The 21,297-nt window shown below is 74.2% G+C and carries 16 protein-coding genes; 3 read left to right on the forward strand and 13 right to left on the reverse strand.

Annotated elements, in window-relative coordinates:
- Nucleotides 1-93: 93 nt before the first annotated feature.
- From VM636_RS08190 to VM636_RS08215, 6 genes are all read right to left on the reverse strand, one after another.
- Nucleotides 94-624 (reverse strand): GNAT family N-acetyltransferase, encoded by a 531-nt coding sequence (locus VM636_RS08190; RefSeq protein WP_030422708.1) that lies wholly within the window; start codon nucleotides 622-624, stop codon nucleotides 94-96.
- A gap of 120 nt (nucleotides 625-744) precedes the next feature.
- Entirely contained in the window at nucleotides 745-1,593 is an 849-nt protein-coding gene (locus tag VM636_RS08195; RefSeq protein WP_030422709.1) for a GNAT family N-acetyltransferase, read from the reverse strand.
- A 198-nt stretch (nucleotides 1,594-1,791) separates the two neighbouring features.
- The gene (gene ispG / locus VM636_RS08200) at nucleotides 1,792-2,949 is read right to left on the reverse strand and encodes a flavodoxin-dependent (E)-4-hydroxy-3-methylbut-2-enyl-diphosphate synthase (protein ID WP_338484207.1); all 1,158 of its coding nucleotides are present in this window, start codon (nucleotides 2,947-2,949) and stop codon (nucleotides 1,792-1,794) included.
- A gap of 210 nt (nucleotides 2,950-3,159) precedes the next feature.
- Nucleotides 3,160-4,452 (reverse strand): site-2 protease family protein, encoded by a 1,293-nt coding sequence (locus VM636_RS08205; RefSeq protein ID WP_078856141.1) that lies wholly within the window; start codon nucleotides 4,450-4,452, stop codon nucleotides 3,160-3,162.
- Nucleotides 4,453-4,460: 8 nt separating this feature from the next.
- Complete coding sequence (dxr, locus tag VM636_RS08210) at nucleotides 4,461-5,717, reverse strand: 1-deoxy-D-xylulose-5-phosphate reductoisomerase (protein ID WP_030422093.1); 1,257 nt, start codon at nucleotides 5,715-5,717, stop codon at nucleotides 4,461-4,463.
- 523 nt (nucleotides 5,718-6,240) lie between these two features.
- Nucleotides 6,241-8,187: an acyl-CoA dehydrogenase family protein gene (locus VM636_RS08215; RefSeq protein ID WP_053913704.1), complete on the reverse strand. Its 1,947-nt coding sequence runs from the start codon at nucleotides 8,185-8,187 to the stop codon at nucleotides 6,241-6,243.
- A gap of 399 nt (nucleotides 8,188-8,586) precedes the next feature.
- On the opposite strand from VM636_RS08215, the gene VM636_RS08220 reads away from it, so the two are divergent.
- The gene (locus VM636_RS08220; protein ID WP_053913703.1) at nucleotides 8,587-9,624 is read left to right on the forward strand and encodes a LacI family DNA-binding transcriptional regulator; all 1,038 of its coding nucleotides are present in this window, start codon (nucleotides 8,587-8,589) and stop codon (nucleotides 9,622-9,624) included.
- Between the two features lie 54 nt (nucleotides 9,625-9,678).
- Here VM636_RS08220 and VM636_RS08225 read toward each other — a convergent pair whose 3' ends face one another.
- From VM636_RS08225 to VM636_RS08250, 6 genes are all read right to left on the reverse strand, one after another.
- Nucleotides 9,679-9,876, reverse strand: coding sequence for a DUF397 domain-containing protein (locus VM636_RS08225; protein WP_053913702.1), 198 nt, complete (start codon nucleotides 9,874-9,876; stop codon nucleotides 9,679-9,681).
- An 88-nt stretch (nucleotides 9,877-9,964) separates the two neighbouring features.
- Nucleotides 9,965-10,162: a DUF397 domain-containing protein gene (locus VM636_RS08230; protein ID WP_030422089.1), complete on the reverse strand. Its 198-nt coding sequence runs from the start codon at nucleotides 10,160-10,162 to the stop codon at nucleotides 9,965-9,967.
- Entirely contained in the window at nucleotides 10,159-11,013 is an 855-nt protein-coding gene (locus VM636_RS08235) for a helix-turn-helix transcriptional regulator (RefSeq protein ID WP_053913701.1), read from the reverse strand. Before VM636_RS08235 ends, VM636_RS08230 begins: the two co-directional genes overlap by 4 nt.
- A 159-nt stretch (nucleotides 11,014-11,172) precedes the next feature.
- Nucleotides 11,173-12,618 (reverse strand): aldehyde dehydrogenase family protein, encoded by a 1,446-nt coding sequence (locus VM636_RS08240; protein ID WP_053913700.1) that lies wholly within the window; start codon nucleotides 12,616-12,618, stop codon nucleotides 11,173-11,175.
- A 160-nt stretch (nucleotides 12,619-12,778) separates the two neighbouring features.
- The gene (locus VM636_RS08245; protein ID WP_030422086.1) at nucleotides 12,779-14,485 is read right to left on the reverse strand and encodes a PucR family transcriptional regulator; all 1,707 of its coding nucleotides are present in this window, start codon (nucleotides 14,483-14,485) and stop codon (nucleotides 12,779-12,781) included.
- A gap of 195 nt (nucleotides 14,486-14,680) precedes the next feature.
- Entirely contained in the window at nucleotides 14,681-16,855 is a 2,175-nt protein-coding gene (locus tag VM636_RS08250; protein WP_338484213.1) for an ATP-binding protein, read from the reverse strand.
- Between the two features lie 238 nt (nucleotides 16,856-17,093).
- On the opposite strand from VM636_RS08250, the gene gabT reads away from it, so the two are divergent.
- Together gabT and VM636_RS08260 are read left to right on the forward strand one after the other, a co-directional pair.
- Nucleotides 17,094-18,428 carry a 4-aminobutyrate--2-oxoglutarate transaminase gene (gene gabT / locus VM636_RS08255; protein WP_030422084.1) on the forward strand — a complete coding sequence of 445 codons (1,335 nt, stop codon included), beginning with the start codon at nucleotides 17,094-17,096 and terminating at the stop codon, nucleotides 18,426-18,428.
- Nucleotides 18,429-18,840: 412 nt separating this feature from the next.
- A complete protein-coding gene (locus VM636_RS08260) occupies nucleotides 18,841-19,509 on the forward strand; it encodes a phosphatase PAP2 family protein (RefSeq protein ID WP_053913696.1) in 669 nt (222 codons plus the stop codon).
- Here the strand turns inward: VM636_RS08260 and VM636_RS08265 are convergent.
- On the reverse strand, nucleotides 19,448-21,277 hold the full coding sequence (locus VM636_RS08265; protein ID WP_053913695.1) for a glycosyl hydrolase family 18 protein: 1,830 nt from the start codon (nucleotides 21,275-21,277) through the stop codon (nucleotides 19,448-19,450). The genes VM636_RS08260 and VM636_RS08265 overlap by 62 nt on opposite strands.
- Nucleotides 21,278-21,297: the final 20 nt, after the last annotated feature.

Raw genomic sequence — 21,297 nt, forward strand, 5'->3', positions numbered from 1 at the left:
TCCTGCTGATGAGGGCCCCCGCTCGGGGACGCCGAGGGTGGGGGAGGTGGTGGCTAGGAGGTTAGCCGGGCGGCCCATCCCGGCGGAAATCGGTTAATGCCCGCGCAGGGGCAGCGGGGCGCCCATCACGGCGTAGGGCATGGGGGCGCTGGGGAAGTGGACCCGGCGGGCGAGGTCGCGGTAGCCGAGGGAGCGGTAGAGGCCGCGGGCGGGGCTGTCGGTGTCGATGGCGGAGAGGATCGAGCGGGGCTCGGTGGCGCCGGCGGTGAGGGTGGTGATGAGGGCGCGGCCGGTGCCCCGGTTCTGGTGGTCGGGGTGGACGTGCAGTTCGGTGATGACGAAGGAGTCGTCGAGCCAGCCGTCGTTGCCCTCGGCGCGGAGGTAGGGCTCGACGACGGTGGACCACCAGTGGGCGCGGTCGTTGGGCATGCCGTAGACGAAGCCGACGAGGGTGCCGCCGAGGGTGGCCCCGAGCGCCCTGGCCCCGGGGTGGGTCATGTGCCGCAGGACGATCTGGCGGCGGACGGCGATCTCGTCGGGGCCGAGCCCGAAGGCCGCCGCCTGCACGGCCAGGGCCTCGTCGACGTGGGCGGGGAGGTCCAGCGGGCCGATGACGACGTCCATGGCGGGGAGCCTACCCGCGCGTCCGCCCCGCAGGCGTCCGCCACCGCAGGGCACCCGCCCCGCGGGGTCCGCCGCGGGCCTGCCCGCCCCGCGGGAGTCCCGCCGCCGTCGGAGGGCGTCTCAGAACAGCACGCTCATGAACTCGCCGACCTCGCGGAAGCCCACCCGGAGGTAGGTCCGCCGGGCCGCGGTGTTGAAGTCGTTGACGTAGAGGCTGGCGACGGGGGCGACGTCGGCGAGGGCGTACCGCAGGACGGCGGCCATGCCGGGGGCGGCGAGGCCCTGCCCGCGGTACTCGGGGGCGACCCAGACGCCCTGGATCTGGCAGGCGCGGTCGGTGGCGGCGCCGATCTCGGCCTTGAAGACGACCTTGCCGTCGGCGTCGAAGCGGGCGAAGGCACGGCCGGAGCCGACGAGCTCGGCGACGCGGGCCTGGTAGAGGAGGCCGCCGTCGCCGGCCAGCGGGGAGATCCCGACCTCTTCGGTGAACATCGCCACGCAGGCGGGCATGATCCGCTCCATCTCGTCCTTGCGGACGCGGCGGACGTACGGGTCGGGGGTGACGTCGAGGGAGAGGTGGTCGGTGACCATGAGGGGCTGGTGGGCGCGGACGTCGCGGGCGGGGCCCCAGCCCGGTTCGAGGAGCCGCCAGAGCAGGGCGGTCGGTTCGGCGGGGCCGACGATCGAGGAGCAGCGCCGGCCGGCCCGCCGGGCGCGGTCGGCGAAGGCGCGGACGGCGCGGGGGCCGGCGCAGATGGGGACGAGGTTGGCGCCCGCGTAGCAGAGCGAGGTCAGCATGCCGTCCTCGTACCAGCCCCACATCTCGCCGCCGAGGCGCCAGGGGTCGAGGCCGGCGATCCGCACGCGGGCCGTGACGAAGGCGTTGGCGACCGGTTCGCGGTCGAGGACGGCCAGCGCGGCGTCCAGATCGCCCGGTTCGAGCACGCGGGAGGTGGTCTGCGTCAACACGTGCGGGGCCTCACCTGAGATCTGCTGGTTCCCGCACTGTACCTGCCGAATTTGTGCCGCGCCGCCCCCGGGGACGACGCGGCATTCACGGCTGTGCCGGCCGGTGCCGGACAGGTGCCCGGCCGGCGGCGGACGGTGCCCGGCGCGGCGGCGTACGCGGACGCCGGCCGACGGCGGGCACCGGTGCGGACGCGGGCGTCAGCCTGCCACGGAGACGGAGGGCTCGCCGGAGGCGACGCCGTCCTGCTCCATCTTCTCGGCGATCTTCAGGGCCTCTTCGATCAGGGTCTCCACGATCTTCGATTCGGGGACGGTCTTGATGACCTCGCCCTTCACGAAGATCTGCCCCTTGCCGTTGCCCGAGGCCACCCCCAGGTCGGCCTCGCGGGCCTCGCCCGGACCGTTGACGACACAGCCCATCACCGCGACCCGCAGCGGCACGTCCATCCCCGTCAGACCGGCGGTGACCTCCTCCGCCAGCTTGTACACGTCCACCTGCGCCCGCCCGCACGACGGACACGACACGATCTCCAGCCCCCGCTGCCGCAGGTTCAGCGACTCCAGGATCTGGATACCGACCTTGATCTCCTCCACCGGCGGCGCCGACAGCGACACCCGGATCGTGTCCCCGATGCCGCGCGAGAGCAGCGCGCCGAAGGCCACCGCGGACTTGATCGTGCCCTGGAACGCCGGACCCGCCTCCGTGACCCCCAGGTGCAGCGGGTAGTCGCACTGCCCGGCGAGCTGCCGGTACGCCTCGACCATCACGACCGGGTCGTTGTGCTTCACCGAGATCTTGATGTCGCGGAAGTCGTGCTCCTCGAACAGCGACGCCTCCCACAGCGCCGACTCCACCAGCGCCTCCGGCGTCGCCTTCCCGTACTTCCGCATCAGCCGCCGGTCCAGCGAGCCCGCGTTCACGCCGATCCGGATCGGCGTGCCGTGGTCCCGCGCCGCCTTGGAGATCTCCCGCACCTGGTCGTCGAACTTCTTGATGTTCCCCGGGTTCACCCGCACCGCCGCGCAGCCCGCCTCGATCGCGGCGAACACGTACTTCGGCTGGAAGTGGATGTCCGCGATCACCGGGATCTGCGACTTCCGCGCGATCACCGACAACGCGTCCGCGTCGTCCTGCGTCGGGCACGCCACCCGCACGATCTGGCACCCCGACGCCGTCAACTCCGCGATCTGCTGCAACGTCGCACCGATGTCCGACGTCCGCGTCGTCGTCATCGACTGCACCGACACCGGGGCGTCACCGCCCACTGCCACGGAGCCGACCTGGATCTGGCGGCTCTTGCGGCGCTCGGCGAGCTTGGTCGGAACGGACGGCATGCCGAGAGAAATCGCAGTCATCTGCTGTGCAACCCCAAGTCGTGGATCAAGGTGCGGTCCCGTTCAGCGGCGGGCTCCGGCTTTGAGATTACGGCACGGACGTGAACGCCGGGCACATGGTGCGCGGCCGGTCCACCCGATGGCGTCGACCTGCCGGGCGCCGGGCGTGAACACCCCTTCCGGGGGAGATGCTCCCCGGATCGGGTGACACGCCCTGGCGTCCGGCACCGGTCAGGTGATGCGTACCGGGTTGACGACGTCCGCCACCAGGACGAGCAGGGTGAAGCAGATGAAGACGCCAGCGACCACGTAGGCGACGGGCATGAGCTTGGCCACGTCGAAGGGGCCCGGGTCGGGGCGGCGCAGCAGGCGGGCGGTGTTGCGGCGCAGCGACTCCCAGAGGGCGCCCGCGATGTGACCGCCGTCGAGCGGCAGCAGCGGGAGCATGTTGAACAGGAACAGGGAGAGGTTGAAGCCGGCGACCAGCATGACGAACATGGCGAGCTGCTGGGTGGGCGGTATGTCGAGGGTGGCGATCTCGCCGCCGACCCGGGCGGCGCCGACCACGCCCATCGGGGAGTCGGCCTCGCGGGGCCCGTCGCCGAAGGCCGCGTCCCACAGGGCGGGGACCTTGCCGGGCAGGGCGGCGAGGGAGTCGACGGCGTCGCCGATGCGGTCGCCCATCCAGGTCACGGACTCGCCGAAGTCCTGCTTGACCACACCGGTGGCGGCGCTGAAGCCGAGGAAGCCGGCGCTGACGTACTGGCCCTCGACGATCCGGCCGTGCGCGTCCTTCTTGGCGACCTGGTTGACGGCGATGTCGGCGTGCAGGGTGAGGGTGCGGCCGTCGCGCTCGACGACGAGCGGCACGCTCTCGCCGGGGTGGGAGCGGATCAGGTCGGAGAGCCGGTCCCAGTCGGTGGTGCGGACGCCGTCGAAGGAGACGATCTTGTCCCCGGCCTTCAGTCCGGCCGCCGCGGCCGGGGAGGGGGCGTCGGCGGCGGTGCAGTCGTCGCGCTTCTCGCTCTGCGCGATGACGCACTGGGAGACGGTGCTGACGGTGGTCGTCTGCTGGGAGATGCCGAAGCCCATCAGGACGGTGAGGAAGAGCGCCACCGCGAGGATGAGGTTCATGAACGGGCCGGCGAACATGACGATGACCCGTTTCCACGGCTTGCGCGTGTAGAACAGGCGCTTTTCGTCACCCGGCTGCAGTTCCTCGAAGGCGGCCGAGCGGGCGTCCTCGATCATGCCGCGCCAGGGCGAGGTGGAGCGGGCCTCCAGCCGGCCGTCGGCGCCGGGCGGGAACATGCCGATCATGCGGATGTAGCCGCCGAACGGGATGGCCTTGACGCCGTACTCGGTCTCGCCCCGGCGCCGCGAGAAGAGGGTCGGCCCGAAGCCGACCATGTACTGCGGCACGCGGATGCCGAAGAGCTTCGCCGTCGACAGGTGTCCCAGTTCGTGCCAGGCGATGGAGAAGAGCAGCCCGAACGCGAAGAGGACTATGCCGAGGATGAACATCAGGGTCGTCATGCACGGGCCTCCGCCGTCTGTGCCGCCAGCTCCCGGGCCCGGTCGCGCGCCCAGGTCTCCGCTTCGAGGACGTCCGCGACGGTGAGCGGGGTTCCCGTGTCCGGGGTGCCGTGCTCCTCGACCACCCGGGTCACGGTCTCCATGATCCCGAGGAAGGGCAGCGCGCCGGCGCGGAACGCCTCCACGCACTCCTCGTTGGCGGCGTTGAAGACCGCCGGGGCCGTGCCGCCGAGCTGCCCGACGTGCCGGGCCAGGCCCACCGACGGGAACGCCTCGTCGTCCAGCGGGAAGAATTCCCACGTGGACGCCGTGCCCCAGTCGAAGGCCGGGGCCGCGTCGGGGACGCGCTCGGGCCAGCCGAGACCGATGGCGATCGGCCCCCGCATGTCGGGGGGCGTCGCCTGGGCCAGCGTCGATCCGTCCGTGAACTCCACCATCGAGTGGACATACGACTGCGGATGCACGACCACCTCGATGCGGTCGAAGGGAATGTCGTAGAGCAGGTGCGCCTCGATCACTTCCAGGCCCTTGTTGACGAGGGTGGCGGAGTTGATCGTGATGACCGGTCCCATGGCCCAGGTGGGGTGGGCGAGGGCGTCCTCGACGGTGACCCCGGCCAGTTGCTCCCGGGTCCGCCCGCGGAAGGGACCGCCGGAGGCGGTGACGACGAGCCTGCGCACATCGGCGCGGGTACCGGCGGCCAGCGCCTGGAAGAGGGCGGCGTGCTCGGAGTCGACCGGGATGATCTGGCCGGGCTTGGCGAGGCCCTTGACGAGGGGGCCGCCGACGATGAGCGACTCCTTGTTGGCGAGCGCGAGGGTGCGGCCCGCCTCCAGGGCGGCCAGGGTCGGCGCGAGGCCGATGGAACCGGTGATGCCGTTGAGCACGGTGTGGCAGTCGGAGGCGGCGACCTGGGTGGCGGCGTCCGGCCCGGCCAGGATCTCCGGGATCGGCTCCCCCGCCCCGTACTGCGCGGTGAGCGCCTCGCGCAGGGCGGGGGCGACGTCCTCGCGGGCCACGGCGACGGTGCGGGCCTTCAGCCGGTACGCCTGCTCGGCGAGGAGGGCGACCCGGCCGCCGTTGGCGGACAGGGCGGTGACCCGGAAGCGGTCGGGGTGGCGCAGCACGAGGTCGATGGCCTGGGTGCCGATCGAGCCGGTGGAGCCGAGGATCACCACGTCCTTCGGGCCGTCTCCGGCGACGGGGTCGTGGACGAGGTGCGGGTCGGCGAGGGGGGCTGGACTGTCGCTCATTCCCCCATTGTTGCCGCATCCGCCGTCCGGCAGGACAGGGCGTCGGTTACCCGGGTGTCACATCCCGCCTCCCGTGGGGCCGCCGGGGGCCGCCGGGGTGCCGGGACACGCGGATTCCGCGTCGTGAGCGCGGTGGCTGGGCGGGGTGAGCCGCCCCACATCCGCCGGGGCCACCGCGGGCTTCCGGCGGAGCCGGGCGCCGGGCGGACGCCGGTGACGCCGTTGCGGAACGCCGGTACGGGGACGCCGGTACGGGGACGCCGGTACGGGGACGCCGGTACGGCGTGTCGGCCGGCCGGGGTGCGGGGGCGCGGCCGGCCGGGCGTGGCGCGTCCCCCGCACTCGCCGCGCCCGACGCGCCACGTACGGCGTGTCCTCCGCCGTCGGGCACGGGATGGCGGGGCCGGGTGTGGCGGGGTGTCCCGGGGCGCGGTGGCGTGCGTCACGCGCCCCGGGGCCGCGGGGCGGGCGGCTGCGGTCACCACCACTCCCCCGGCCCGCCGCCGAGCCGTCCGCCCCGCGGTCAGCCGACGGTGCGGTGGGTGTCCGGACGGGTGGAGGGACCCGGCGTGGTGTCGGCGATCCACGGACCGGGGCGGGACGGGTCGACGACACCGGCCTCGAGCCAGGTGTACGCGCCGCCGAGGACGCCCTTGACGACCTTGCGGTCGAGGTCGTCGGTGTTGTGCCACAGGCGGGCGAAGAGTTCGTCGGCGCGCAGCCGGGCCTGGCGGCAGAAGGCGTCGGCGAGCTGGTACGCCTCGCGGCCGTTCTCGCCCCGGGCACGCAGGTGCTCGGCGCGGACGCAGGCGGCGCTGACCGCGAACAGCTCGGCGCCGATGTCGACGATGCGCCCGAGGAAGCCCTGCTTGGTCTCCATCCGGCCCTGCCAGCGGGACATGGCGTAGAAGGTGGAGCGGGCCAGTTTGCGGGCGGCGCGTTCGGCGTAGCGCAGGTGCGTCGACAGGTCGGGGTACCCGGCCGGATGGAACTCGGCGTAGGAACCAGGGAGTTGGCCGGGTCCCGCGACGAGCTTGGGGAGCCACCTGGCGTAGAAGGCACCGGCCTGCGCGCCCGCCCTCGCCTTGTCGCCGAGGGAGGCGTCGGGGTCGATGAGGTCGCCCGCGACGGCGAGATGGGCGTCGACGGCCTCACGCGCGATCAGCAGGTGCATGATCTCGGTGGAGCCCTCGAAGATCCGGTTGATGCGCAGGTCACGCAGCACCTGTTCGGCGGGCACGGCGCGTTCGCCCCGGGCGGCGAGGGAGTCGGCCGTCTCGAAGCCCCGGCCGCCGCGGATCTGCACCAGGTGGTCGGCCATCAGGCAGGCCATCTCGGAGCCGTAGAGCTTGGCGAGGGCGGCCTCGATACGGATGTCGTTGCGTTCCTCGTCTGCCATCTGGGACGACAGGTCGAGGACGGCCTCCAGGGCGAAGGTCGTCGCCGCGATGAACGCGATCTTGGAGCCGACGGCCTCGTGCAGCGCGACCGGCTTGCCCCACTGCTCCCGGGCCGCCGACCACTCGCGGGCGATCTTCAGGCACCACTTGCCGGCGCCCACGCACATCGCGGGCAGCGAGAGGCGGCCGGTGTTGAGGGTGGTGAGGGCGATCTTGAGACCGGCGCCCTCGGGGCCGATGCGGTGCGTGGCCGGGACGCGGACCCGGTGGAAGCGGGTGACGCCGTTCTCCAGCCCGCGCAGCCCCATGAAGGCGTTGCGGTGCTCGACCGTGATGCCCGCCGAGGACGCCTCGACGACGAAGGCCGTGATGCCGCCCGCGTGCCCCTCGGAGGCGGGCACGCGGGCCATGACGACGAGCAGGTCGGCGATGACGCCGTTGGTCGTCCAGAGCTTCACTCCGTCGAGGACGTAGTCGTCCCCGTCCGGGACGGCGGTGGTGGCCAGGCGGGCGGGGTCGGAGCCGACGTCCGGCTCGGTCAGCAGGAACGCCGAGATGTCGGTGCGGGCGCAGCGCGGCAGGAAGGCGTCCTTCTGCGCCTCGGTGCCGAACAGCTTCAGCGGCTGCGGCACGCCGATGGACTGATGGGCGGAGAGCAGCGCGCCGACGGCGGGGCTGGCGGAGCCGACCAGGGCGAGGGCCTTGTTGTAGTAGACCTGCGTCAGCCCGAGGCCGCCGTACTCGCGGTCGATCTTCATGCCGAAGGCGCCGATCTCCTGCAGACCGGTGATCACCTCGTCGGGGATGCGCGCGTCACGTTCGACGGCGGCGCCGTCGACGCGGCGTTCGCAGAATTCGCGGAGGCGGGCGAGGAACTCCTCCCCGCGCCGGACGTCCTCCGGGTCGGGGAGGGGGTGCGGGTGGAGGAGGTCGAGGCGGAGGCGGCCGAGGAACAGTTCCTTGGCGAAGCTGGGCTTGCGCCAGTCCTGTTCGCGGGCGGCCTCGGCCACCCGCCGGGCCTCGCGTTCGGTGACGGCGGGTCGGGAGGAGGGTGCGGCTGGCGCGGACATACGGCTCACCTCGCCGGGCGGCGTCGGGGGGACGTACGGCCGCGGAGACCGGCGCGGGCGGCGCCGCGGACGTACGGTACGGGTCGGTCCACGCGTCCGTGTGTACCGGACGGGCCGGGGGCCCACCACCCCTGGTGCGGCCGTTCGGCGGAGGCCCGGCGGATGCCCCGGCGGTCCCGCAGCCGCACCCGCGGGACCGCCGGCCCGCCCGGCACGCCCTCCCCCCACGGCCGTAGGCCAACACCCCCACCGGGGCGCCGCCGGGGCGGGTCGAAGCGCTTCGACGCCCTGCCTGGACACCCCCTGCGCGCCCGGCTACTGTCGCCTCACCCCGCCGGGGCCGGCCGGTCCGTCGGCCGGGCCCCGCAGTCGAAGCGCCTCGTCCCTCCGGAGGGCCGCATGGTCACCCTCGCCGAGGTCGCCCGGCACGCCGGAGTCTCGGCGAGCACGGTGAGTTACGTCCTCAGCGGCAAGCGGTCCCTCTCCGACGCCACCCGGCGGCGCGTCGAGGAGAGCGTCCGTGTCCTCGGTTACCACCCGAACGCGGGAGCCCGCGCCCTCGCCGGCGGCCGGTCGGACATCATCGCCCTGATGGTCCCGCTGCGGACGGACCTGTACCTGCCGGTGATGATGGAGATCGCCGTCGCGGTCGCCGGCACCGCGCGCGCCCACGGCTACGACGTCCTGCTGCTCACCGGCGAGGAGGGCCCCGACGCGGTCCGCCGGGTCACCGGCAGCGGGCTCGCCGACGCCCTGATCCTCATGGACGTGGAACTCGACGACGAACGGCTGCCCCCGCTGCGCGCGAGCGGCCGGCCGTCGGTGCTGATCGGGCTGCCCGCCGACCCCGCCGGCCTGACCTGCGTGGACCTCGACTTCACGGCGACCGGGGCGCTGTGCGTCGATCACCTGGCCGAACTGGGCCACCGGGAGATCGCCCTCATCGGCGAGGCCCCCGGGGTCTACGAGCGGGGCACCGGCTTCGCCGCACGCACCCTCGCCGGGCTGCGCTCCCGGGCCGCCGAACGGGACGTGCGGCTGCTGCACCGGCCCTGTGAGGGCGGCCACGACGCGCTCGCCGCCACCCTGGCCCGCGTCCTGGACGAGCGCCCGGACACCACGGGGTTCGTCGTCCAGAACGAGGCCGCGGTCGAACCGCTGCTCGCCCTGCTGCGCCGAGGGGGCCGGGCCGTGCCGGAGGACGTCTCGGTGGTCGCCGTCTGCCCGGAACAGGTCGCCGTCCAGGCGTCCGTACGGCTCACCTCGGTCGCGGTCCCGGCGCGGGAGCTGGGCCGCCGGGCGGTGGAGCACGTGGTCGCCCTGATCGACGGCACCGGCGCGGACGAGGTCGTCCTGCTCCCGCCCGAACTGACGGTACGGGCCAGCACGGGGCCCGCGCCGGCCCGCGTACGGCAGGCACGCTCCGAGGAGGCGTAGCGGCGAACTCCCGTGCCCCGCCCGGTCGGCAGGGCACGGTCGTCCCCACGCGGCTCAGCCCACCCGGCCGTTGCCCGCGTGCGCCACGAATATCGCCCAGGCGTCCCGGCCGAGCGCCAGCCCGGGACGAGCCACATCCTTCGAATCCCTGACACGGACGATGGCAGCGGAACGGGCCACCTCCACGCACTGGCCACCCTCACCACTGCTGTACGTGCTCTTGACCCACGTCACACGCGTTGCACTCGTCATAGCTCTCCCAGCAAATCCTTGGCGGTGGGCGGCCCAGTGAACTCCCGTGCTCCACACACATGACGGGGCACGGTCGTCCGAACATGGCTCAATCCACCCGGCCGTTGCCCGCGTGCGCCACGAATATCGCCCAGGCGTCCCGGCCGAGCGCCAGCCCGGGACGAGCCACATCCTTCGAATCCCTGACACGGACGATGGCAGCGGAACGGGCCACCTCCACGCAATCCCCGCCTTCACCACTGCTGTACGTGCTCTTGACCCACGTCACACGCGTTGCACTCGTCATAGCTCTCCCAGCAATTCCTCGATGGAAGCCACCGACTCCCGTGGCGTGAGAGCCTGGGCCCGGATGATCCCATACTGCGCCTCGAGCTCCCGGACTGGTGGCCGCTCGGTAGAGAGAGAGCTGCTCTTCTGGACCTCCGCGTAGGCGATCCGCCGCCCTGATGTGGTCTCGATCAGGGTGAACGAGCCCGCGAGTCCCGCGTGTTCCCCCCGCTGGAGCGGCATGATCTGGATCTCGACGTTGCGGTGCTGGCCGGTGAGCAGGAGCTGTTCCAGTTGCCCGCGCTGGACGGCGGCGCCGCCGATGGGGCGGCGCAGCACGGCCTCCTCGATGACGAAGCTCATGAGCGGAGCGGGCCACCGGGTGAAGATCTCCTGCCGGAGCATCCGGCCCGCCACCCGTTGTTCGATGGTCGCCTCGTCCAGGAGGGGCCGTCTCATCGCGAAGACGGCTCGCGCGTAGTCCTCCGTCTGCAACAACCCTTTGACCACATGGGTGTCGTAGGCGTGCAGTTCGATGGCCTCGGCCTCCAGCCGCGCGGCGTCGCGGAAGAACGGCGGGTACTGGGCCCGCGCGACCTCCTCCTTCATCTCCCGCAGGACGCCGCCCGCGTCCAGCAGGTCGTCCGCCACCTCGATGAAGCGGGGTGGCGGTACGCGCCTGCCCTGCTCGTACGCGGCGATGGTCGACACGGCGTAGCCGGTGCGGGCGGCGAACTCGGGCCGTTCCAGGCCCGCGCGCAGCCGGAATCGCTTCACCTGTCGTCCGAAGACGCGCAGGATGCCCGCCGTCGGCTCGGAGCCCGCGGCCGGTTCCGGTGCCTCGTCCGGCTGCCGTTCCGTCTCGTTCATCGTGTCCGCCCCACCTCGAACCGTCCGGTGACCACCTGTGAGACCAACGTCTCTCGGGGCGCCGGCGACACGGAAGGGGCGCGTACAACCGGGTTCTGTCGGCGGGGACGGGGAGGCCGGAGCCCCCGCGTGGGGGCTCCGGCCGGTGGTGGGGAGGGGTCAGAGGGCCAGGTCGGTGAGGACCAGGACGCGCTCGTAGGTGTAGTCGTCCATGGCGAACCGGACGCCCTCGCGGCCCACGCCGGACTGCTTGGCGCCGCCGTACGGCATCTGGTCGGCGCGGTAGGAGGGGACGTCGCCGATGACCACGCCGCCGACCTCCAGGGCGCGGTGGGCGCGGAAGGCGGCCTGCACGTCGTGGGTGAACACGCCTGCCTGGAGGCCGTACTTGGAGTCGTTGACGGCGGCGAACGCCTCGGCCTCGCCGTGCACCTTCCGTACGCTGAGGACGGGCCCGAAGACCTCCTCGCGGGCGAGGGTGGTGTCGGCGGGGAGGCCGGTGAGGACGGTCGGCGCGTAGGTGGCGCCGTCCCGCTCGCCGCCGGTGTGCAGCGTGGCCCCGGCCCGTACGGCCTCGTCGACCCAGGACTCGACGCGGCGGGCGGCGGCCTCGTCGACGAGGGGGCCGACGTCCGTCTTGTCGTCGTTCGGGTCGCCGGTGACCTGGGCCTCGACGGCGGCGACGATACGCGGCAGCAGCCGGTCGTACACGGCGGCGTCGACGATGACGCGCTGCACGGAGATGCAGGACTGGCCGCCCTGGTAGTTGGAGAAGGTGGCGATGCGGCTCGCCGCCCGGTCCAGGTCCTCGTCGCTCGCCCAGTCGGCGAGGACCACGGCCGCGCCGTTGCCGCCCAGTTCGAGGGTGCAGTGCTTGCGCGGCACGGAGTCCATGATCGCGTAGCCGACCTTCTCGGAGCCGGTGAAGGAGACGACCGGCAGCCGCTCGTCGCGCACCAGCGCGGGCATGCGGTCGTTGGGCACCGGCAGGACGCTCCAGGAGCCGGCCGGCAGCTCGGTCTCGGCCAGCAGCTCGCCGAGGAGCAGGGCGGACAGCGGGGTCGCGGGGGCCGGCTTCAGCAGGATCGGCACGCCGGCGGCGATGGCCGGGGCGACCTTGTGGGCGCACAGGTTGAGCGGGAAGTTGAACGGCGCGATACCGAGGACGGCGCCCTTGGGGAAGCGGCGGGTGAGGGCGAGCCGGCCCTGGCCGCCGGCGTCGGTGTCCAGTCGCTGGGCCTCGCCGCCGTTGAAGCGGCGGGCCTCCTCGGCGGCGAACCGGAAGACGGAGACCGCGCGGCCGACCTCGCCCCGGGCCCACTTGACCGGCTTGCCGTTCTCGGCGGAGATCAGCCGGGCGATCTCCTCGGTGCGCTCGGCGAGCCGCCGGGCCACGTGGTCCAGCGCGGCGGCCCGCACGTGGGCGGGGGTGGCGGCGAACGCGTCCCGCACGGCGTGCGCGGCGGCCACGGCTTCCTCGACCTGGGCCTCGGTGGGCACGCTCACGGTGCCGACGAGGGCGCCGTCCCACGGGGACGTGACGTCGAAGGTGGTCTCGCCGGTGGCCTGGCGGCCGGCGAGCCAGAAGGCGTGGGTGGAAGTCATCGTGGAGTCCCGGGCCCTTCCGCGTAGGGGGTGTGCATGGCTTGCGCGATCCACGGTAGGGGCGCCGCGGCGGCCGGTCGCTTGTCCGCCGCGTAGCAGTCGGCACGGGCAGTACGACGGATTGGCCTACGGGGGGCCTCGCGCCGGACGGCCGGGGCGGTCAGCCCTCGGGGGAGGTGGCCTTGAGGGCGATCCACAGCTCCATGCGGACGTCCGGGTCGTCCAGGGAGCGGCCGAGGATCTCCTCCACGCGCCGCATCCGGTAGCGCAGGGTGTGCCGGTGCACGCCGAGGTCGGCCGCCGCGGCGTCCCACTGGCCGTGCCGGGAGAGCCAGGCGCGCAGGGAGGCGACGAGGTCGCCGCGTCCGGTGGCGTCGTGGTCGCGCAGCGCCCGCAGCAGCCCGTCGGCGAAGGCGCGCACGGCGTCGTCGGCGAGCAGCGGCAGGACGGAGCCGGCCGCGAGCTGTTCGTGCTCGACGCAGACCCGGCCCCGGCGGCGGGCCACGGACAGCGCCTGCTCGGCCTGCTTGTAGGCGGCGGAGGCGGCGATGGGCCCGGCCGGCGCGGACAGGCCGGCGACCAGACCCTCGGCGTCGGCGGCGCTCCCGGGCTCCCGGGCGGGGCGGGCGGCCTCCAGCGCCGCCGCGTGGGCGGCGCAGGCGGCGACCGCGGCGCCCCCGTCGGCGGCGAGCACCACCAGCCGCTCCCCCTCGGGCACGACGAGCACCGCCTCCCCGGCCCGCGCCGCCGCGGCCTCCACGACCTCGGCGAGGGCGTCGCGCGGGTCGCCCTCGGAGCCGGCGGCCTGCCCGGTGGCGGCCGGGGTCCGTGCCCCGGTGTGCGCGCGGGCGGCCGGTGCCGGGGCGGGCTCGGCGACGATCACCCGGAACGGCGCGTCGAGGAGGTCCCCGTAGAGGTCCCCTGCGACGGCGCGGGCGTGGTCCGGTTCCCCGGCCAGCAGCATGCGCAGGACGGCCGCGCCGAGCCGCTGTTCGGCGGCGTGCAGCGAGCGGGAGCGCTCCGTGGTGAGCGTGAGCAGGGCGATGGCGGAGTGCAGGGCGTAGCGCTCGGCGGTGCCGAGGGGGGCGGCCGTGCCGACGGCGAGTGCGCCGCGGGCCCGGCGGGAGGTGCCCAGGGAGTGCAGTTCGACGCGGTCGCCGGTGCCGGCGTGCTCGGGACCGTCGGCCTTCCTGCCGTCCGGCGGGCCCTCGGGGTGCTCGGGGTGCGGGGGGCCGGCGACGACGGCGGAGGCGGGGGCGGGGCGTTCGCGCAGCCGTTCCACGTCGGGGGTGAGCCGGGCGGCGCGGCGGCCGGCCCACTCCGGCGCGGCGGCGACGACGGCCCCGGAGGCGTCGTAGAGCGCGGCCCAGCCGTCGACCTGGGAGGCCAGCGCGGCCAGCAGCCCTTCCGGTCCGTCGGCCAGCGCCCGCCGGGTCAGTTCGCGCTGGGCGGCGAAGCCGGCGGTGACGGCCCGGTACTGGTCGGCGGCGATGGCGGCGGAGACGGCCTTGGTGATGGCGAGGAAGGGGGTGCGGCGGGGCACCTCCAGCAGGGGCAGGTCCTCCTGCCGGGCCGCGTCGAGGAGGGCCTCGGGGATCTCCTCGTAGTGGACGCCGACGGCGAAGCCGAGCCCGACCACCCCGGCCCCGGCCAGCCGCCGGACGTAGCGGCGCATCGCCTCCGGGTCCTCCGCGTCCAGGGTGAGCGCGGTGATCAGGAGCAGTTCCCCGCCCTCCATGTAGGGCACGGGGTCGGCCAGCTCGCTGGCGTGCGCCCAGCGCACGGGCGCGTGGAGGCGGTCCGCACCCGCGCGCACGGTGAGTTTGAGCGCCGAGTGGTGGACGAGCGAGGCGAGCGTCGGGGGCATGGGGCCTTCAGGTCTGTGTCAGTTCGGTGAGACATCTCTGATCATTTGGCCGCGCTGTATGAACGACCTGTGTCGATTCTGCCTCACTGTACGGTCCGCGCGCCCGCGCACCCAGGTCCGGCCGGTCCGGAGAGCGGCCCGCCCGGCGCCGCGTCTCCCACCGCCGGACGTCCCACCGCCCCGGGCCGGGGGCGCTCACCCCCGCAGGTCCACCAGGAGCGGCGGCGCGTGCTCGCCCGCGACGGTGGTCAGGGAGAGCACGGCGTGGCCCGGCGGCACCGCGTGGGCCAGCTCGGAGGCCGACCAGCGCTCCCGCTCGACCTGCCGCACGGTGACCGCCCGCGCCGTGGGCGCCTTCCCGGTGATCACCCGGCGCAGCATGTGCACCGCCTTGCCCGCCGGGGTCTCGGCGATGATCTGCCGGTCGGTGACGTCACGGGCCTCGGTCCACTCCTTGCCCCACACCTCGGCGAAGTCCTGCCCGTCCCAGGGGGTGACCCCCGAGAGCGCCATCCGGCAGCCGATCGCGCCGAGGAGCGGCCCGCGCAGCGGCCGGGGCACGTCGTCCAGGGTGCGCAGGGTGAGCACCACCCCGGCGCCCGCGGAGCGCAGCCGCTGCACGCCCCGCACGGCCTCCGGCGTCACCACGCCGCTCGCCTCGTCCAGTACGAGGCAGGCGAAGAGGGAGCGGTCCTCGCGGGCGCCGACGCTCGCCGTGAACTGGGCGAGGACCAGCCGGGCCAGGATGCGGGAGGCGTCCGCGTGGCCGCGGGCGGGCAGGTCGATACGGACCCGCACCGGATGGTCGAGCGCCTTGAGCGAGAACGGGCGCGACTGTCCCCGGGTGTCGAAGAAGGAGGCGAAGGCGGGCCGGTCGAGCAGCGCGACCCGGTCGGCGAGCGTGCCGCCGAGGTCCCCGGGCTGGGTCATCTGCCGTTCCCGGGCGTCCAGTTCGCGCAGCAGCGACTCCTGGCCGGTCTCCTGCAGGCCCCGGCGCAGCGCGGCCAGCGGCTCGGCGGCGCCGTCGAGGAGCCGGCGCAGCTCCGGCACGCCGGGGAAGCGGCCGTGCACGGCCTGGAAGGGGCCGAGGAGCTGGGCGAGGACGGTGGTGGAGCGCCGGCTGTCGCCGCCCGGGTGCGGGTCGGCGAGGTCCCCGACCAGGGCCTCGGCGAGGACGGCGGCGGCCTCGTCGGGGTCGGTGGTGCCGCCGTAGAGGTCGAGGTCGTACACGGAGTCGGGGTTGCCGACGCGGACGACGACGTCGAAGGCGTCGGCCGGGCCCGCCCCGGAGCCCGCCGCGCCGACCACGACGACGGCGGCCCGCCCGGCGAGCGCGTGCAGGCACAGCGATTCGGTCAGCGGCCGCACGACGCGGCCCGTCTTGCCGGAACCGGCCGGTCCGACGACGACCAGGGAGGTGCCGAGCGACTCGGGGCCGAGGGCGAGACCGGTGCCCCGGTAGGCGTAGGGGTTGCGCTCGTCCTCGGCGGTGGCGCCGAGCCGCACCTGCCCGGTGACCAGGTCGTGGCGGGCGGCGCGGGCGGCCAGGTCGCGGACGCCGGAGGGGTGCGGGCAGGCGCCGGCACCGTGCCGGAGGACGGCGCCGGTGAAGGCGGCGAGGCTGTGCCGGCCGCCGGCGACGCCCTGCCAGGCGCGGGCGATGCGGGCGTGGTCGACGTCTCGCATGAGGCCCGCGTGGGCGTCCGCGGCGAGCCGGTCGGCGGCGTCGGCGGCCCCGGCGGCGCGCAGCGCGGGCCAGGCGGCGGGGTCCTCCTCCGGTACGGGCGGGCGCGTGGGGCGCGGGGCGGCGGACCGCACCCAGGCGGGCGGGCCCCAGCGGTGCCACAGCTCGCCCCAGCGGCCGAGCTTGGCGACCCCGGCCAGCAGGGCCCCGCCGATCAGCAGGTAGTAGGCGTAGCTGGCCACGACCGCGCCGAGGCTGTAGGACTCGGCCCAGGAATCGGGGACCATCGCGTAGAGCGGCAGCAGCCACCAGCCGCCCAGGTACCCGTTCCACAGCAGGGACCAGACGAGCCAGCCCACCAGGAAGGCGATGAGCGCTCCGCTCAGCAACTGCCTGCCGGGCGTCCGCTCAGGCTCCTCCTGCGGGCGGGGCCGGTGCCCGAACCGCCACACGCCGGGCGGCGCGGGGGGCCGGGGGGTGCGCAGCCAGGCCAGGAACGCCGATCCGTCCGGCAGCGGCGGCGCCCCGGGCGGCAGCGCCTCGGCGGGGGCGGGTACGGGGGCGTCGCCGGGCGCGGGGGCCCGCGCGGGGCGGGGCGGCACGGAGGGCGGCTCCGGCGGTCCCGCCGGGCGCGGCACCGGACCGGCGTGCGTGCCCCGTGCGTCCCGGTTCCCGTCGCTGTCCATCGCCGCGCCCCCTGACCAGCCGGTCCGATCACCGTCAACGAGCCAATCTAACGCCCTCGGGCGGGGAGTTCACCGCTTACCGGGCCGGGCCCGCGCCGTCGTGTCCGCCCGGCGCCATGGCCACGGCGGACAACCGGCGACGCGGACAACGCCCACATGGAGCATGCCGAGGCCGCGCCGCCGGTCCTAGCCTGCGAGAAAAGAAGCCACGCGTCCGAAAAGACCCAGGAGCCCCCACATGACCGCACTGCCGCAGGAGCGCCGCGTCGTCACCGCCGTCCCCGGCCCCAAGTCGCAGGAGTTGCAGGCCCGCCGGACCGCCGTGGTCGCCCAGGGCGTGGGCTCGACGCTGCCCGTCTTCGCCACCCGCGCGGGTGGCGGCATCATCGAGGACGTCGACGGGAACCGCTTCATCGACTTCGGCTCCGGCATCGCCGTGACCTCGGTGGGCGCCTCCGCCGAGGCCGTGGTGCGCCGGGCCTCGGCCCAGCTCGCCGACTTCACCCACACCTGCTTCATGGTCACCCCCTACGAGGGGTACGTCGCCGTCGCCGAGGCGCTGGCCGAGCTGACCCCGGGCGACCACGCCAAGAAGTCCGCCCTGTTCAACAGCGGCGCCGAGGCGGTGGAGAACGCCGTCAAGATCGCCCGCGCGTACACCAAGCGGCAGGCGGTCGTCGTCTTCGACCACGGCTACCACGGCCGGACCAACCTGACGATGGCGCTGACCTCGAAGAACATGCCGTACAAGCAGGGCTTCGGCCCCTTCGCGCCGGAGGTGTACCGGGTACCGGTCGCCTACGGCTACCGCTGGCCGACCGGCCCCGAGAACGCCGGGCCGGAGGCCGCCGCCCAGGCCGTCGACCAGATCACCAAGCAGGTCGGCGCGGAGAACGTGGCCGCGATCATCATCGAGCCGGTGCTCGGCGAGGGCGGTTTCATCGAGCCGGCCAAGGGCTTCCTGCCCGCGATCCGCCGGTTCGCCGCCGACCACGGCATCGTCTTCGTCGCCGACGAGATCCAGTCCGGCTTCTGCCGCACCGGTCAGTGGTTCGCCTGCGAGGACGAGGGCATCGTCCCGGACCTGATCACCACCGCCAAGGGCATCGCGGGCGGTCTGCCGCTCGCCGCCGTCACCGGCCGCGCCGAGATCATGGACGCCGCGCACGCGGGCGGCCTCGGCGGCACCTACGGCGGCAACCCGGTGGCCTGCGCCGGCGCTCTGGGCGCGATCGAGACGATGCGCGAGCAGGACCTCAACGCCAGGGCGCTGCGGATCGGCGAGATCATGACGGCCCGGCTGACCGCGATGGCGGAGAAGTTCGACGTGATCGGCGACGTCCGGGGGCGCGGCGCCATGATCGCCGTCGAGCTGGTCAAGGACCGCGCCACCAAGGAGCCCGCCCCCGAGGCGACCGCCGCGCTGGCCAAGGCGTGCCACGCCGAGGGCCTGCTGGTCCTGACCTGTGGCACCTACGGCAACGTGCTCCGCTTCCTGCCCCCGCTGGTGATCGGGGAGGACCTGCTGAACGAGGGCCTCGACATCATCGAGCAGGGCCTCGCCCGGATCTGAGCCGCCGGTCACGGGCACCGGAGCGGATGCGTCCGGTGCCCGGAACCGCAGGGGGTGTGAAGAAGGTGTGCGAGGTGGATGGCAGGTCGCGGAGGGCCCTGTCCAGCGCTCTTTCCCTGTCGTAGGTTCTTGGGCAGATGAGAGGAACACCCCGCTCGCAGGGGACTGCGGGCGGAACCCCAGGCCGGGGCCTCCCCAGCTTCGACCTGGTCGTGCCTCGCGCACACACCGGGGCCCTCGGGCTCCGGGTCTCCTCACCGATCGGACGGTCGCCCGCCCCAAACCCCCCGGGGCGCGCGGCTCCGGTCAGGACGGCCGGTTCCGGGCATCCGGGACGGCGGTTCACCGAAGGGCCGACGCACTCCCCCCCCCTTGCGCCGGCCCTTCGGTGTGCTTTGCCAAGCTGGGCGCCATGCCCGCGCCCGCCGCCCCCGCCCGCCGCGTCCTCGTTCCCGTGCTGTCGGCCGCCGTCTTCGCGCTGCTCACCTGGCAGGTCGTCGCCGACGGCCCGCTGGTGCGGGCGGACGAGTGGCTGAGCCGGGTGCTCGTCCACCCGGACCGGATCTCGGAACTCCTCTCCGACCTCGGCAACGTGCAGGTCGCCGTCCCCGTCCTGCTGAGCGTCGCCGCGTACGCCGCGCTGCGCGGACGCGCCAGTGGTCTGGACCGGTGGTGGCTGCCGCCCGCCGTCGGGCCGGCGGCCCTGGCGCTGGTGGCGGTGCTGGTCGTGCCGCTCAAGGCGTGGACGAGCCGCCCCGGCACCCCGGCCGTGCCGCCGGCGGTGGGCTACTACCCCTCCGGCCACACGGCCACGGCCCTGGTCGCGTACGGGACGGCGACGCTGCTGCTGCTTCCGCTGCTGCGCGCGCCGGCCGCCCGCCGCGTCCTCGTGCTGCTCTGTGCCGCCCTGGTCCTCGGCGTCTCCTTCGGTCTGGTGCGCCGGGGCTACCACTGGCCGCTGGACGTGGCGGCCTCCTGGTGTCTGGGGGCGGTGCTCCTCGGGGGTGTCTCTGCGGTGCTCAGCGGAAGTAGGAGTCGAAGTTCCGCTGGAACTCCCAGTTCGCGTACCGGTCCCAGTTGATCGACCAGGTCATCAGCCCGCGCAGCCCCGGCCAGGTGCCGTGCGTGGTGTACGAGCCGCAGCCGGCCTTCTTGGTCAGGCAGTCGAGCGCCTTGGTGACCTCGGCCGGGGAGACGTGGCCGTTGCCCGCGTTGGTGGACGCCGGCATGCCGATGGCGACCTGCTCGGGGCGCAGCGGCGGGAAGACGTTGCCCTTGTCGCCCGCGACGGGGAAGCCGGTGAGGAGCATGTCGGTCATGGCGATGTGGAAGTCGGCGCCGCCCATGGAGTGGTACTGGTCGTCCAGGCCCAGGATGGGGCCCGAGTTGTAGTCCTGGACGTGCAGCAGCGTCAGGTCGTCGCGCAGGGCGTGGATCACCGGCAGGTAGGCGCCCGCCCTCGGGTCCTGCCCGCCCCAGGGGCCGGTGCCGTAGAACTGGTAGCCGAGCTGGACGAAGAAGGTCTCCGGCGCCATGGTCAGCACGAAGTCGTCGCCGTAGCGGGCCTTGAGGGTCTTCAGGGCCGAGATCAGGTTGACGACGACCGGGGTCTTCGGGTTCTTGAAGTCGGTGTCGTCGGCGTCCAGCGAGAGGGAGTGGCCCTCGAAGTCGATGTCCAGGCCGTCGAGTCCGTACTCGTCGATGATCTTCGAGACGGAGGTGACGAAGGCGTCGCGGGCGGCGGTCGTGGTGAGCCGCACCTGCCCGTTCTGCCCGCCGATGGAGATCAGGATCTTCTTGCCGGCCGCCTGCTTGGCCTTGATCGCCGCCTTGAACTCGGCGTCGCTCTCGACGTTCGGGCACTCGGTGACCGGGCAGCGTTCGAAGCGGATGTCGCCGGAGGTGACCGAGGTGGGTTCGCCGAAGGCCAGGTCGATCACGTCCCAGCTCTCGGGGACGTCGGCGAGCCGGGTGTAGCCGGAGCCGTTGGCGAAGGAGGCGTGCAGGTAGCCGACGAGGGCGTGCTCGGGCAGGGCGCCGGAGCCGCCCTCGTTCCCGCCGCCGTCGCCGGGCGCGGCGGCGGTGGTGGCGGTGACGGCGGCGGACCGCGCGGACTCGCCGCCGGCGCCGACGGCGCTCACCTGGAAGGCGTACGCCGTCTGCGGGTCGAGGCCGGTCACGGTGGTGGAGGTGCCGGTGGCGGTGGCGACGCGGGTGCCGTCGCGGTAGACGCCGTAGCCGGTCGCGCCGTCCACGGCGGACCAGGACAGGGCGACGCTGGAGGAGGTGACGGTGCCGGCCTTCAGCCCCGAGGGGGCGGCCGGGACACCGCCCTGCTCGCCGGCCGGGCCGGTCAGGGAGATGTCGTCGGCGTGGTAGGGGCCGGTGCCGTACCAGCCGTGGGTGTAGAGGGTGACCTGGGTGGTGGAGGGGCCGGTGCGGAAGGTGGTCGTCAGCCGCTGCCAGTCGGGGGCGGACTGGGTCCACGTGGAGACGTCGGTGGTGCCGGTGCCGCTCGCGCCGAGGTGGACGTACTCGCCGCGGACGTGACCCGACAGGGTGTAGCTGGAGTCGGGCCGCACGGTCACCGTCTGGCGGCAGCGCGCGTTGTCCGCGCCGGACGGGGTGGCCGTCAGCGCCGAGGTACCGCTGCGCACCGGCGAGGACGTGGTGGTGCCCGCCGTACAGGTCCAGCCGTCGAGGCCGGATTCGAAGCCGCCGTTGACCACGAGGTCCGCGTCGGCCGCACGGGCGGCCGACGAGAGCGCGGCCTGACCGGGCACGGCGAGTGCCGCGGCGGTCAGCAGGGCGATCAGGGGCCGACGGACGAATGGTCTGGTGCGTTCCACAAGTGCCTCCGGACATGGGG

This window comes from Streptomyces sp. SCSIO 75703 (assembly GCF_036607905.1).
Taxonomy (GTDB): Bacteria; Actinomycetota; Actinomycetes; order Streptomycetales; family Streptomycetaceae; genus Streptomyces.